Genomic DNA, 13,985 nt, shown 5'->3' with positions numbered 1-13,985 from the left:
TACGTATTGCTAGGCGTAAGTTGGCTGCATGACGGAATTCACGAGCGTGGGACGCTCGGCGACCGACCGTGCCCCCAGGTACGGCTCGCAGCTGGTGAAGCACTTCACGGCCAAGGACCTCGAAGGGTCCTGGGAGGACACCCGCGGCTTCGTCCGCTTCTCGGCCGGCCTCGCGGAGTTCGAGGCCGCGGACGACGCGTTGATCATGCGCGTGGTCTGCACGTCGGAGGAGGACGTGGCCCGGCTGCAGGACGTCGTGGAACGGCACCTCGTCCGCTTCGGAACGCGCGACGAACTGTCCGTCACGTGGGACTCAGGTAGCGAGAACTGACGCCGCCAGCCCGATGAGAGCGGTCCCACAGACCCTCTCGAACATCGCGCGCGTCCTGGGCCTGTTCAACAGCCTGCCCAGCTGACGCGCAGACGGCACCACGATGACCCAGAACACCGCGAACACCCCGACCGTGACGGCGCTCAGCACGGCCGCCTGCGGAAGGGGCGCGGCGTTCGGGTCCATCGCCTGCGGGATGAGGCTCAGGAACGTGAGCATCACCTTGGGGTTCAACAGGTCGCACAACATGCCGCGCAGGAACACGTTCTTCTGCTGAGGCTGCTCTTCGATCGGCTTGTTCGCTGACCTCAGGGTCATGAACCCGATGTACGCGAGGTAGACCGCGCCGATCGCCTTGACCACGAACAGCGCCGCCGGAGCCGCCGCCACGAGCGCGGACAACCCGACCGTCGCGAGCGTCGCGTGGATCAGCAGCCCGGTGAGCACCCCGAGAGCCGCCTCGATGCCTTTGCGGAGGCTCCGGACCGCGTTCCCCATGACCAGTACGAAGTCGGGACCGGGCACGACCGTGATCACCACGAGTGCCAGCAGGAACGACGTCCACGCGATGTGCATGGCGCTGATCGTCTGTGGTTTGTTCGTGCGAGTTCCAGCAGGTCAGTACGATGTTCGGTTATGCGCGAACAAGCCGAACTGGATTCGGTCGACTGGCACATCCTGGAGGAGCTGCAGAACGACGCCACCCTGCCGAACCGCGCGCTGGCCGAGATCGTCGGCCTGGCGCCGTCGTCGTGTTTGCAGCGGGTGCGGCGGCTGCGCGACCTGGGCGTGATCACGGGGTGCCACGCCGTGGTCGACCCGGCTACGACAGGGCTGCCTCTGGAGGCCGTCATCTCGGTGAACGTGCGGCCGCACACCCGGACCGTGGTGGCCGGATTCCGGGCGTTCGTGATGGCGCAGCCGGAGACCCGGTCGATCTTCCACGTGTCCGGGCAGGCCGATTTCCTGATCCACATCGCCGTCGCCGGGTCCACGCATCTGCAGGCGTTCCTGATGGACAAGATCGCTTCGCGGACGGAGGTGCGGAACCTGACGAGCTCGGTGGTGCTGGAGCGGGTGGAGACGCGTGCGTTGACGCCGCCGGCGAACCTGCGGCCGACTCACCGGCGGCGCAAGGCCTAGCGCAACCGAGTCAGCCTGTCGAGGTCGAACGCCAATGGCGCAGGCTTGCTCAGCTTCACTTCACCCGTGCAGTCCTCTACAGGTTCGTAGATTCCATCGATCAATTCGAACGTCGTGAGGCTGATCGGTTCACCGAGTTCAACCAGCCAGTAGTGCGGGATTCCCGCCTTCGCGTACTGCATGGGCTTCGCCACGCGATCCACTCGCTCCGAGCCTGGAGACACGATCTCCACGGCGAGCACGACGTCCTCCGCAGCGAATCGCTTCGGGTTGCGGTTGGCTGCCTCGGTCGTCACCACGACGATGTCGGGCTTGCGCACGGTCGGCCGATCCGAGCTGTCCAGTGTCACATCGACATCGGCGTAAGCCGTGAGACTGTCGGGGAGTTGCTCGTCGAGCCAATAGGCCAGCCGGTTCTGAGCCTTCTGATGAGGGGGTACAGCAGCAGGTACCACGTGCAGGACTCCATCTACGAGCTCGAGGTTCTTGTCCTCTGGCATCGCGTCCCACTCGTCCAGGCTCATCAGGTGATTCCGCCACGCTCCCGAAGTCACGTGCGCACCTTCTTTCCGCCCTGAAGTATCCGCCACCAGTCAGTCTAGGCATCGGTTCAAGCAACACACGGCTTGATCACTCACAAGCGTGGTTCGAACAGGGGTGCGAGCTCACTCCCCATCGGGTGACGACTTGATCACCCGGATCAGCCCTTCCTGCACCACGGTGGCCACCAACGCCCCGTCCTGGGTGAAGAACCGCCCGGTGGCCAGCCCGCGATTCCCCGAAGCAGACGGCGAAGTGGTGTCGTACAACAACCACTCGTCGGCCCGGAACGGCCGGTGGAACCACATGGCGTGGTCCAGAGACGCCCCAAGAACCTTGTCCAGCCCCCAATAAACGCCGTGCCGAGCCAGCACCCCGTCCAGCAGCGTCATGTCCGAGGCGTACGTCATCACGCAGAGCTGCAGCATCGGGTCGTCCGGCAGCTTGCCGTCTGCCTTCATCCACACCTGTGACGCGGCTTGGCCCGGACCGTCCTCACGCGACTCCCACGGCGGCTCGGTCACGTAGCGGACGTCGATGGGGCGCGGGAACTTCAGGTTCACCAGCGGGTAGCTCTTGGCGGACTCGCTCCACGTCGGCAGCGACTCGGGGTCCGGCACGACGGGCATCTCCGACGAGTGCTCGACGCCCTGCTCGTCCAGCTGGAAGGACGCGGACAGCGAGAAGATGGCCTTGCCGTGCTGCACGGCCACGACGCGGCGAGTGGTGAACGAGCGGCCGTCGCGGATGCGGTCCACCTCGTACACGATCGGCACGCGCGGGTCGCCGGGGCGGATGAAGTACGAGTGCAGCGAGTGCACGCGCCGTTCCACCGGGACGGTGCGGCCCGCGGCGACCAGGGCCTGGCCCGCGACCTGTCCGCCGAAGACGCGCACGGGCGACTCGGCGGGCGACACACCTCGGAAGATGTTCTCCTCGATGCGTTCCAGGTCGAGCAACGCGACCAGGTCGTCCACTGCGGATTGTCCACTCAGGCCCGACGGGCTCGAAGCGGCGGCACGGGCGGCCTCAGTCACGGTGGAACTCTCCTAGGTCTGGGCAAGGCACCGGCCCTGCTCCCGGCACACGTCCAGTATGCGGGAGCAGGGCCGGCATCACGACAGGCCTGACTGAGAGTCAGAGCACTTACGCGTGGTCGTCCTCGCCCAGGCGGTGCACCCGGATGAGGTTCGTCGAGCCGATGGTGCCGGGGGGCGATCCGGCGACGACGACCATGAGGTCACCGGCGGAGTAGCGGCCGATCTCGATCATGGCCACGTCGACCTGGCGGACCATCTCGTCGGTGGACTCGACGCGCGGCACGATGAACGTCTCGGTGCCCCACGTCAGCGACAGCTGCGAGCGCACGGCCGGCTCCGGCGTGAAGGCCAGCAGCGGCAGGTGCGTGTGCAGGCGGGCGAGGCGGCGGACCGTGTCACCGGACTGCGTGAACGCGACCAGGGCCTTGGCGTTGAGGCGCTCGCCGATGTCGCGGGCCGCGTACGAGATCACGCCGCGCTTGGTGCGCGGGACGTGCGTCAGCGGCGGCACGACGACCGACTCGGTCTCGACGGCCTCGATGATGCGGCCCATGGTCTCCACGGACTCGATGGCGTAGCGGCCGACCGAGGTCTCGCCGGACAGCATCAGGGCGTCCGCGCCGTCGAGCACCGCGTTCGCGACGTCGGACGTCTCGGCGCGGGTCGGGCGGGAGTTCGTGATCATCGAGTCGAGCATCTGGGTCGCGACGATGACCGGCTTGGCGTTCTCGCGGGCGATCTGGATCGCGCGCTTCTGCACCAGCGGGACGTGCTCCAGCGGGAGCTCGACGCCCAGGTCACCGCGGGCGACCATGACGCCGTCGAAGGCCAGCACGATGGCCTCGAGGTTGTCCACGGCCTCCGGCTTCTCGATCTTCGCGATCACCGGGAGGCGCTTGCCGCCGCTGCGGTCCATGACCTGGTGGACCAGGTCGATGTCGGCCGGCGAGCGGACGAACGACAGGGCGATGAAGTCCACGCCCAGCGAGAGCGCGAACTCGAGGTCCTCGATGTCCTTCTCGGACATGGCGGGCACGGAGACGTCCATGCCGGGCAGCGAGAGGCCCTTGTTGTTGCTGACGGGACCGCCCTCGGTCACCTCGGCCACGACGTCGGAACCTTCGACGTCCACGACCACGAGCGCGACCTTGCCGTCGTCCACGAGCATGCGGTCGCCGACCTTGGCGTCCTTCGCGAGCTCCTTGTACGTCGTCGACACGCGGTCGTGCGTGCCCTCGACGTCCTCGACGGTGATGCGGACGATGTCGCCGGTGTTCCAGTCCACCGGACCCGCGGCGAAACGGCCGAGGCGGATCTTGGGGCCCTGGAGGTCGGCGAGGATTCCCACGGCGCGGCCGGACTCGTCGGCTGCCGCGCGGACCATGTCGTAAACCTGCTTGTGGTCGGCATGGCTGCCGTGGCTGAAGTTCATCCTGGCCACGTCCATACCGGCCGCTACCAGGTCACGGACCTTTTCCGGCGTGCCAGTGGCGGGACCGAGGGTACAGACGATCTTTGCGCGTCGACTCACGTGTAGAGAGAGTAGACCCCGTTCCTGGACCGATCCCGAACTACTACTCAGTAATGTTCTTTCCATGGGTCGAGTACTGCCTTTTGTGATCGCGGCGTCGCTCAGCGTCGTCGTGTTGTTCACCCCCGAGTCAGGTGTGCCGAGCTCACCACCTGGTACGGACAAGGTGGTCCACACGCTGCTGTTCGCACTGCTCGCGTTCACCGGCCTGTACGCGAAACTTCCTCGCATTTTGCCGCTGCTGGTCGTCTACGCAGGCGTTTCGGAGGTGCTCCAGCAGTTGGTCACGCCTCTTCACCGCAGCGGCGACGTGCTCGACGCGCTGGTGGACGTCCTCGGGATCGGTCTGGGCTGGGCTACCGCGACCTGGTGGTCTCGCTCACACCGACGTGGTCCTCGCACCACGCGTTGAGGTCCTTGAGCTGCTTCCACGACTTGCGCACCCGGTCAAGGCAGCCCGGCTCATGCAGCACGTCGTCCGGCTCCCAGACCTTGCGGACGTAGAGCGACCGGTGCTTGAGCAGGTCCAGGTGCGGGTGGTCGTCGGCGAACCCGCGCGGCTTCGACTTCATCACGTCGCCCGCCACCTGCCAGCCCTGCTTGACCAGCTTGTCCACGATCTTGCGCAGCAGAACGCCGTGCGCGCCGACCGAGGCCCGGTACCGGGCGAGCTGGTCGGACTGCATGTGGAACGAGCCGCCGCCGGTCATCAGGCCCTCGGGACTGAGCTGCACGTAGTACGCGCCGCCGCCGCGCCCCTTCTCGATGACAGCGCCGCAGTGGTCCTTGTACGGCGTCTTGTCCTTGGCGAACCGCACGTCGCGGTAGGGCCGGAACACCTTGCCCTCGCCGAACTCCTTCTCCAGTGCGAGCAGCAGCGCCTCCATCGGGGCGCGCACGTCGCGCAGGTAGGTCTCCTTGTTGTCGTCCCAGTACGCCTTCGAGTTGTCCAGGACCAAGCCGTCGTAGAAGTCAATGGCGTACTCGCCGAAACCGTCGAACGTCACCGAGTCAGCCTAGGCGGATCGCCCATGTGCGTGAAAATTCGTTTGAGAACACACAATCAGGCCATAATCCGGTGAATGCCACGCCGTATCAACGCGCTCGCGACCTGGCTCCTCCAACTCGGGCCGGACGAGGTGGCCGCGATACTCCTGTACCGCCGCGACGTCGCCGACCGCTTCATCCGGACGTTGAAGGACCTCGCGACACAACTGACCGACTCCGACTCGGTGCACGCCGTCGAGGACACGCTGGACCAGGGCGCGCTCGACGTGCTCGGCGCGATCGTGGCGCAGAACAACACGGGGACCGTCGACACGGTCTGCGCCGAACTGCACTGCACGGTCGGCGATTTCGAACGGGCGCTCGGTGAGCTCAAGCAACGGGCGCTGGCCTGGCCGGAGGGATCACGACTGATCGCGGTGAACTCGGTGCGGACGAGCGGTGCGGCACAGGGCGAGCTGACGTTGCGGCCGAAGACCCCCGGCAGGCGCAAGGCGTCCCAGGTCTCCCCCATCGTGTCCGCGATGTCCACTGTGGACGGAGTGGCGCGGCTGCTGGCGTACTGCGAGCAGGACACGTTCGACGCCCGCTACACCGGTGGCGTGGCGACCGTGGAGATCCGGCGGGTCGCGCGGGCGCTGCGGGTCTCGGACGGCGTGCTGCGGCTGTGGCTGGAGCTCGCGGCCGAGGCCCAGCTGGTCGGCGTGGAACGGTCGCGGCTGCTGCCGACCAGCCAGGGCGACGCGTGGCTCGACTCCCAGCCAGGTCCGCGACTCTCGGCGCTGGTCGCGGCGTGGCGGCGGATGGACTGGCGGCCGGAACCGGACCAGGCGCGGGCGGCGTTGCGCGACTACACCGGCGCCGCCGGGCTCCTGCTGCGCCGCAGCGCGCTGGAGCGGTTCTCGGCGGAGGAGGCCTTCACGAACATCAACGAACTCGTCGACGATCTCGTCTGGGAACGCCCCGCCGTGCACGACCCGCGGGCGACCATGGCGGTGATCAGCGAGATGGAGTCGCTGGGACTGGTGGCCGGTGGCGCGCTCACGCCGCTGGGAGTGGCGGTGCTGCACGACGGCGACGTCGACACCGCGGCCGGCGAGCTGATGCCCGCGGCGACGGAGAAGGCCGCGTTCCAGACGGACATGACCGCCGTGGTGAACGGCCTGCCGTCGCCCGAGCTGAGCGCGACGCTGAACCTGGTGGCGGACCTGGAGGACAACGACGCCGCGCGGGTGTGGCGCCTGTCCGCCGGCTCGGTGCGGCGTGCGCTGGACTCGGGGCTGTCCGCCGACGAGGTGCTCGCGCGGCTGAACGCCGTGTCGGAAGCCCCGTTGCCGCAGGTGATCGAGTACCAGGTGCAGGACGTGGCGCGGCGGCACGGACAGCTGACCGTGACGGACGTGGTGAGTTGCGTGCGGGGCTCCGATCCCACGCTGCTGCAGGAGATCGCCCGGTCGAAGCGGCTCGCGTCGCTCAAGCTGCGGTTCCTCGCGCCGACCGTGCTGGCGTCGGCCCAGCCGATGGCCGAGACGCTCGCGGCGTTGCGCCGGTGCGGGTACGCGCCGACCGGACTGGACGCCGGTGACAGGTCCATTGTGGAGAGTGTCGGCCGGCTGCGGGCCTCCGCCCGCGGCGAGCGCAAGCCGGAGCGGTGGTGGCGCACCGAGATGAACGACCTGGAGCTGACCCAGCTCGCGGTCCGGCTGGTGGAGCAGGAACGGCCGAGCGTCGGGCCCGGCGCGCCACGGGCCAACGCGGCGCGGATGCTGCGCGACCAGAACGTCTTCCTGCGTGACGAGGAGGTCGTGCTGCTGTCGTCGGCGCTGGTCGACGGGAGCCGCGTCGAGATCAAGTACGCGACCGGGCCGCGCAGGACCGACACGCACGTGATCGTGCCGACCAAGCACCTCGAAGGCGTGCTGAGCGCGGACTGCGAGGACGGGTCGAGCAGGGAGTTCGACATCGGGCACGTCCGCAAGGTCGCGCTGCCGGAATGAACAGCTGGTGAAGTCCCCCGGCGTGCGGTGATCACCTGCCGATACTGGAGGTGTGGCCGATCCGTTTTCCGCCGGACTGCTGATGGTGCTCGAGACCGTGCTGGAGCGCGTGCTGCTCGGTCTCTTCGACGTCGTGCACAAGGGCACCAGGGACAAGAAGCGCCAGCGCGAGCTGACCAGGCCGGGACCGCTGGTCGAGCGGGTCAGCTCCGAGCTAGCGCGCGGTGAGCTGAGCGCCGTCGAGCAGCACGAGTGGCAGGCCGCCGTGGACGCGGTGCGCGAGTCCATCGAGGCCTCCTTGCCGTTGCGGCCGGAGGAAGCGCTGCGGGTGATGCTGACGCCCGAGTCGCTGCGTGCCCACGTGATGTCCAGGTCGGAGAAGATCCGGCGCGCGGCGGGGCTGTCCGAGCAGGCCACGGCCGTCTACGACGCGTTGCTGCTGCGGGTGTGCGTCGCGGTCGTCGAACTGGTGTGGTCGCAGCCGGAGTACGCGCGGCGGCTCGCGGTGGAGACGTTCCGGACGGGCCGGGCGACCGCCGACGCCGTGGCACGGCTCGCGGACCAGCAACAACTCGCGCTGACGGCGTCGCACCGGGACTTCGAGGACCGCTACGCCGAGCAGGTCGCGCACGCGCTGGGAGGGCTGGAACTGTTCGGGGTGTCGCGCGGGCGGGCGCCGCGGCGGCAGTCGTTCGACACCTCGTACGTGTCGCTGGCGGTGGCGCGGGTCGGGGACACCGACGAGCTGACCGGGGCCGGGCTGCCGGTGGCGGCGGCGCTGGCGGACACGCCTCGGGTGCTGATCCGGGGCGGGGCGGGCGCGGGCAAGACGACGTTCCTGCGCTGGCTCGCGATGAACGCGCTGGGCGAGACCAGGACCTCGGGCGACGAGTGGCTCGGGCTGGTGCCGTTCTTCGTGCCGTTGCGGCAGTACACGTCGCTGCCGAAGCCGGAGGAGTTCATCTCGCCGACCGCCTCGATGATCGAGGAGGAGAAACCGTCCGGGTGGGTCACCGCGCGGCTCAGGGAGGGACGGGCGCTCGTCCTGGTCGACGGCGTGGACGAGCTGGTGTGGGAACGGCGGGCCGAGGCACGGCTGTGGCTGGAGAAGCTGGTCAGCGCCTATCCCGACGCCCGGTACGCGATCACGACCCGGCCGGCCGCGGTGCCGGAGGACTGGCTGGAGGACGTCGGCTTCAGCGCGTTCGACCTGTTGCCGTTGAGCGACAAGGGTGTGCGCGACTTCGTGGAGGCCTGGCACACCGCCGCCCGCGACGAGCCGGGGCTGACGCGGGACGCTCGGGTGTGGCTGACCGAGTGCGAGGCACGGCTGGTGGCGACGCTCGCGAAGCGGCCCGACCTGCGGCGGCTGGCGTCGAGCCCGTTGCTGGCCGGGCTGTTGTGCGCGTTGCACCAGGACCGGAACATGCACCTGCCGCGCGATCGCCGGTCGCTGTACGAGGCCGCGCTGGACCTGTTGCTGGTGCGGTGGGACGAGGACCGGGGGCTCGCGCTGCCGTCGTTCTCCAAGGAGGAGCAGCTCGTTCTGCTGCAACGGTTCGCGTACTCGCTGGTGCGCAACCGCGAGCTGATGGTGCCCCGCGAGGAGGCCGTGCACCGGCTCGGGAACGCGATGCGCGGGCTGCGGTCGCACGACATCGACCCGGACGAGGCGATGCAGCGGTTGCTCGAACGGGCCGGGCTGCTGCGGGAGGTCGCTTCCGAACGCGTGCAGTTCGTGCACCGGACGTTCCGCGACTACCTGGCGGCCAAGGAGGTCGTGGACGCGGGTGACCTGAACCTGTTGGTGGACAGGGCACATCTGGACGAGTGGCACGACGTCGTGGTGATGGCGGTCGCGCACGCCCGGCCGCGCGAACGGGCTCGTGTGCTGATGGACCTGCTGGCGGGCAACGACGACACGCGCAAGGACGAACGCGGGCGGGACAAGCTGCGGCTGCTCGCGCTGGCGTGCCTCGATCAGGCCGACGTGATCGAACCGGAGACCGCGCGGGCCCAGGTGACGGCCGCCGCCGCGGCGCTGATCCCGCCGAAGAGCTTCGCGCACGCCGACGCGTTGTCCGAGGCGGGGTCGTTCGTGGTCGACCTGCTGCCGGGACCGGAAGCATCTGAGGAAGCCGCGTACATCGTGCGGACGCTGGCGAACATCGGGGGCGAGGCCGCGTGGGAGCGGATCGCGGAGTTCGTGGCCGTCGACCACGCGATGGTCATCGACGAACTGCTGCGGGCGTGGCGGAACACGCCGGACGCGGAGAAGTACGCGAAGTCCGTGCTGTCCAAAGTGGATTTCGGTGACCGGCGGGTGGACGTCCGCGGCTGGCACCGGATCCAGTTCATCATGCACCTGGCGAAGCTGCGGTACGTGCGGTGCATCGGCAACATCAACCCGCTGGACCCGTTGGGCGCCATGCCGTCGCTGCACCGGCTGGAGCTGTGGCAGAACGAGGTGATGCGCGATCTCTCGCCGCTGGCCGGGTCGCGCTCGCTGAAGGAGCTGCACCTGAGCCGGTGCCGTCCGCTCGGGCGGATCGACCTGTCGCCGGTGAGGGACCTGGACGAGCTGCACCTGCACTTCAGCAGGGTCGAGCTGGAGTCGCTGGAGGGCGGTGCGCTGCGGCGACTCCAGATCCGCGACTCGGCCACCGACGAAGGCCTGAACTCGTTGCCCGGACTGCCCGCGTTGCGCGAGCTCGCGATCGACCACCGCCCGCCCTACCCGCTGGCGGGGCTGGAGCGGTGGCCGACCATCACGACGCTGGAGGTGTTCGGCGTGCCTTCGGCGGACGACCTGCGCGTCCTGCCGGTGCTGGAACACCTCGTGGTGCACCAGCCGGAAACGCCCGCCCGGCTGGAAGAACTGCGTCAGCGACTGCCGGGGATCAGCATCACCAGTTGATGTCGTCGAGGCTGCCCAAGGGCTTGCGCTCCGCCTCTTCCAACAGCTGCACAGACGCGGTGTCGGCCGCGTGCAGCTCGGCCGGGAAGGTGAGGCTCAGGCGCTTCTCCAGCTCGGGCAGCGACACCTGGAACACCCGGAACTCGTCCAGGTCGAGAGCCTCGGCCAGGACGATGTTCTGGGTGAGCAGGAACGCGCTGCAGCGCAGCTCGCCGGCCACCACGAACGCGATCGCCTTGTAGAACTCGCGCGGGATCGCGACGCTGCGGAACACCCTGTCGTCGGCGTTGAAGACCGGGCCGCCGTAGACACTGACCTTGAGGTTGTCGACGTCGACGTCGGCGAGCACCGCGTCCTCGAGCCGGCCCCATAGCCCTTCCTTGGTGCTCTGGTTGAAGTCGTCCATCTGCGGCGTGATGTTCGTGAAGAAGAACGAGTCCTTGTTCGCCTTCTGCGCCTCGGCCTTCGGGCCCCAGCACAGGTCGGCGCGGCGGGCGAGGTGGCCGCGGTCGAGCCGGTTGTCGCGGTAGAGCTCGTCGCCGGTCTGGAACTCGGCCGGGACGCGCGGGTCCTTGACGAACGGGATGCCGGTGCGGCTCAGTGCCTTCATCTCGCCGCCGTCGATGTTCCACGCGACCCAGCTCGCGAACTTGCGCGACTTGCTCATCGCGAGCGAGAAGTGCGTGTAGTCGATCGTGGTCGAGCCGTCGAGCTCGACCGCGTCGGCCGCTCCCGAGTCGGTCAGGACCGGGATCCCGGCAGTCGTGCCGAGGAACTTCGCGTCGAAGCCTGCGCTGGTCATGTGTCGCCCCCTACTGGTTCATCTTGAGGGTCGACGTCTCCCACAGGGCCGTTAGCCGCATACACCCGAACGGCCCAGTGTTCATCAGCTCTTCTTGACCAGTTTCCCGTCCGCCGCGATGAGCTGAACGGTGAAGGCGCCGCGACCCCGCGGTTGCGGCGCCTTTCGCTACCTGCCGACGAGGTCGACGGTCTTGCCCGCCCGCCGCGACTCGTCCACCCACTGGTCGATCGCCTGCCCGCAGGCCTGGTCGAGGTGCCGGACCCCGCTCAGATCCATCCGGACGTGCTCGCGGTCGACCCGATCCAGTTCGTCCAGCAGCCGGGGCAGCCGCAGGAAGGTCGCGTTGCCGCGCAACGCCACCCCCTCGGGCGTCACGACCACCGACAGCCTGGACACGTCCCAGGCCGTCTTGATCACCGCCGCCAGCAGGCCGGCCACGGTGCCGGTCAGCAGGTCGGTCGCCACGATGAGCCCGGCGGTCAGCACGAAGATGAAGCTCTCGGCCTTGTCCGTGCGCCACGACGTGACGACTTCCCGCAGGCCCAGCAGCTTCCAGCCCGCGTGGACCAGAACGGCCGCCAGCACGGCGACCGGGATCAGCGTCAGCAACCCCGGCAGCAGCACGACGAACAGCAGCAGCCACACGCCGTGCAGCACCCTGGACGCCTTCGTCCGGGCTCCTGCCGACACGTTGGCCGCGCTGCGCACGATCACCGCCGTCATCGGCAACGCGCCGAGCAGGCCGCAGATCGTGTTGCCGAGGCCCTGCGCGACCAGTTCCCTGTTGTAGCGCGTGCGCGGGCCGTTGTGCATGCGGTCGACGGCGGCCGCGCTGAACATCGACTCGGCGGAGGCGACGAGGGCGAACACCACCGCGGTGCCGATGATTCCGGTGTTCAGCAACGAGAAATCAGGCAGGTGCACGTCCGTCGACAACGTGCCGACCGTGATGCGGTCGACCGATGACGCGAACACCGCCGCCAGCGCGGTGCAGACGACCACGCCGACCAGAATGCCCGGCACGACCCGCATCGGGGTTCGCTGCCACAGCAACATGATCAGCACGGTGAGCAGGCCCAGCGCCAGCGCGACCGGGGACACGATCAGGTGCTTGAGCTGGCCGAAGATCAGCACCAGCCCGATGCCCGCGAGCATGCCCTGCACCACGGACGGGGAGATCGCGCGGAACCACCGTCCGCACCTGGCTAAGCCCAGCGCCGCCTGCAGCAGGCCGGCGCCGAGGACGATCACGCCCAGCGCCTGGATTCCGTGCCGGGACACGGCGTCCGCCACCAGCACCGTCAGCCCGGCGGCCGGTCCGCTCACCTGCATCGTGCTGCCCGGCAGCAGGCCGACGACGATGCCGCCGACCACGCCGGTCACGATGCCGAGCTCGGCCGGCACTCCGGACGCCACCGCCACACCCACGCACAGCGGCAGCGCCACGAGGAACACGACGACCGACGCGCCGAGATCGGTCCAGTACTTCTTCATCACGTCAGAAACCCCTACAGCGGAAGGAAGGCGTGCTCGGCACACGCGGAGACCTCGCCGGTCTCGATGTCGTAGAACCAGCCGTGGACGCGCAACGAACCCGAAGCGACCTTCTCGGCCACGAACGGGTACGCCAGCAGGGTTTCCAGCTGGGCGCGCACGTGTTCCTGTCCTTCCGTCCGCATCGCCGGATCGGACGCCTTCCGCGGCCGTCCGGGACGCAACCAGCCACGCATCGCGGGCAGGTGGTCGATGCCGCCGCCGTTCAACGCGCCCACCGCACCGCAGTGCGAGTGGCCGCAGACGACGATCTCGCTGACGCCGAGCTGCAGCACGGCGAACTCGATCGTCGCCATCTCGCTGGACGGCGCGGTCAGCGAATAGGGCGGGATGACGTTGCCCGCGGTGCGGAGTTCGAACAGCGAACCGGGCTCGGCGCCCGTGATCGCGGCCGTCACGATGCGCGAATCGGCGCACGTGATGAACATCGTGGTGGGTTGCTGACCAGCGGCGAGCTTGCGGCCGAGTGCGCGGGAACGCGATGCGGCGTGTGCGCGGGCATGCTGAACAAAGCGATGGAAGTCCATGGGAGTCCCTCACTGCTAAGGAAAAGTGTTTCGGATGATCGGGAAGTGGAGACTTCGATCAGTTTCGGAACACCTGCAGCGCAGGGGGTGTGCGCCAGACCACTATTGGTTCGGCGTTGGACACGAGCGTGAGAACACCGGGAACGGCGCGCGGCGTGAACACCGTGAAGAAGGACGGGGCGGCCACCCCGGACGTGCGGTCGACGGACGTGACCAGCAGGCGCAGGCGGCTCGTCTCGCGCTCCTCGCGCGGAGCTTCTTCCTTGGGGACAGAGGTCTTCGACTTCGGCGGCGGCGCGCCGATCGACACGGTGGACACGGCCGGGGTCAGCACGGCGCACAGGGCGACGACGACAGCGAGAAGAACGCTGCGCATGCTCACACCCCCCGACCGAGTTGATCTACGACTATCAGTTTCGCCCAAAGTGGACAAGTTCCGCGATATACGAGACCGACTTTGACCGAATCACACACTAGTTTCACCCGAAAGGGCTTCTCATTTCACGGAAACGTACGTATGCGGAGAGTGGTCCTGCCGCGTTGTAGATGCGCCAATTAGTGGACGACCGGCCGCCGATCCCTGCCAGCTCTGCAC

General features: G+C 68.5%; 14 protein-coding genes. 5 read left to right on the top strand and 9 right to left on the bottom strand.

All coding sequences use genetic code 11. The features are described 5' to 3' along the window. Positions 1-28: 28 nt before the first annotated feature. Positions 29-331, top strand: coding sequence for a DUF2218 domain-containing protein (locus OG205_RS42265; RefSeq protein WP_330273382.1), 303 nt, complete (start codon positions 29-31; stop codon positions 329-331). Here OG205_RS42265 and OG205_RS42260 read toward each other — a convergent pair. Beyond that, the gene (locus tag OG205_RS42260; protein WP_330273381.1) at positions 314-907 is read right to left on the bottom strand and encodes a LysE family translocator; all 594 of its coding nucleotides are present in this window, start codon (positions 905-907) and stop codon (positions 314-316) included. The two genes, OG205_RS42265 and OG205_RS42260, sit on opposite strands and share 18 nt — an antisense overlap. 60 nt (positions 908-967) lie before the next feature. On the opposite strand from OG205_RS42260, the gene OG205_RS42255 reads away from it, so the two are divergent. Continuing rightward, complete coding sequence (locus OG205_RS42255; RefSeq protein WP_330273380.1) at positions 968-1,474, top strand: Lrp/AsnC family transcriptional regulator; 507 nt, start codon at positions 968-970, stop codon at positions 1,472-1,474. Here the strand turns inward: OG205_RS42255 and OG205_RS42250 are convergent. From OG205_RS42250 to pyk, 3 genes are all read right to left on the bottom strand, one after another. Then, the gene (locus tag OG205_RS42250) at positions 1,471-1,998 is read right to left on the bottom strand and encodes a Uma2 family endonuclease (protein ID WP_330273379.1); all 528 of its coding nucleotides are present in this window, start codon (positions 1,996-1,998) and stop codon (positions 1,471-1,473) included. The genes OG205_RS42255 and OG205_RS42250 overlap by 4 nt on opposite strands. Positions 1,999-2,139: 141 nt before the next feature. Beyond that, on the bottom strand, positions 2,140-3,051 hold the full coding sequence (tesB, locus tag OG205_RS42245; protein ID WP_330273378.1) for an acyl-CoA thioesterase II: 912 nt from the start codon (positions 3,049-3,051) through the stop codon (positions 2,140-2,142). Positions 3,052-3,160: 109 nt separating this feature from the next. Further along, complete coding sequence (gene pyk, locus OG205_RS42240) at positions 3,161-4,585, bottom strand: pyruvate kinase (RefSeq protein ID WP_330273377.1); 1,425 nt, start codon at positions 4,583-4,585, stop codon at positions 3,161-3,163. A 64-nt stretch (positions 4,586-4,649) separates the two neighbouring features. Here pyk and OG205_RS42235 point away from each other — a divergent pair, with 64 nt between their 5' ends. Continuing rightward, a complete protein-coding gene (locus OG205_RS42235; protein WP_330273376.1) occupies positions 4,650-4,997 on the top strand; it encodes a VanZ family protein in 348 nt (115 codons plus the stop codon). On the opposite strand, the gene OG205_RS42230 is transcribed toward OG205_RS42235, so the two are convergent. Further along, positions 4,942-5,592 carry a DUF2461 domain-containing protein gene (locus OG205_RS42230; RefSeq protein WP_330273375.1) on the bottom strand — a complete coding sequence of 217 codons (651 nt, stop codon included), beginning with the start codon at positions 5,590-5,592 and terminating at the stop codon, positions 4,942-4,944. The genes OG205_RS42235 and OG205_RS42230 overlap by 56 nt on opposite strands. Before the next feature lie 75 nt (positions 5,593-5,667). On the opposite strand from OG205_RS42230, the gene OG205_RS42225 reads away from it, so the two are divergent. After that, entirely contained in the window at positions 5,668-7,587 is a 1,920-nt protein-coding gene (locus OG205_RS42225) for a helicase-associated domain-containing protein (RefSeq protein WP_330273374.1), read from the top strand. A 52-nt stretch (positions 7,588-7,639) separates the two neighbouring features. Then, entirely contained in the window at positions 7,640-10,504 is a 2,865-nt protein-coding gene (locus OG205_RS42220; protein WP_330273373.1) for an NACHT domain-containing protein, read from the top strand. On the opposite strand, the gene OG205_RS42215 is transcribed toward OG205_RS42220, so the two are convergent. The 4 genes from OG205_RS42215 to OG205_RS42200 all read right to left on the bottom strand — a co-directional run bounded on the left by OG205_RS42215 (position 10,494) and on the right by OG205_RS42200 (position 13,766). Then, positions 10,494-11,306, bottom strand: a complete 813-nt coding sequence (locus OG205_RS42215; protein WP_330273372.1) for a DNA/RNA non-specific endonuclease — start codon at positions 11,304-11,306, stop codon at positions 10,494-10,496. The genes OG205_RS42220 and OG205_RS42215 overlap by 11 nt on opposite strands. 168 nt (positions 11,307-11,474) lie before the next feature. Next, positions 11,475-12,803, bottom strand: coding sequence for a SulP family inorganic anion transporter (locus OG205_RS42210; protein WP_330273371.1), 1,329 nt, complete (start codon positions 12,801-12,803; stop codon positions 11,475-11,477). Positions 12,804-12,817: 14 nt separating this feature from the next. Further along, positions 12,818-13,390: a carbonic anhydrase gene (locus tag OG205_RS42205; RefSeq protein WP_319977248.1), complete on the bottom strand. Its 573-nt coding sequence runs from the start codon at positions 13,388-13,390 to the stop codon at positions 12,818-12,820. Between the two features lie 58 nt (positions 13,391-13,448). Then, positions 13,449-13,766 carry a hypothetical protein gene (locus OG205_RS42200; protein WP_330273370.1) on the bottom strand — a complete coding sequence of 106 codons (318 nt, stop codon included), beginning with the start codon at positions 13,764-13,766 and terminating at the stop codon, positions 13,449-13,451. Positions 13,767-13,985 lie beyond the last annotated feature (219 nt).

Origin of the sequence: Lentzea sp. NBC_00516 (assembly GCF_036346835.1) — a bacterium.
Classification (GTDB): Bacteria; Actinomycetota; Actinomycetes; order Mycobacteriales; family Pseudonocardiaceae; genus Lentzea; species Lentzea sokolovensis.
This window is presented reverse-complemented; position numbering and strand designations above follow the sequence as displayed.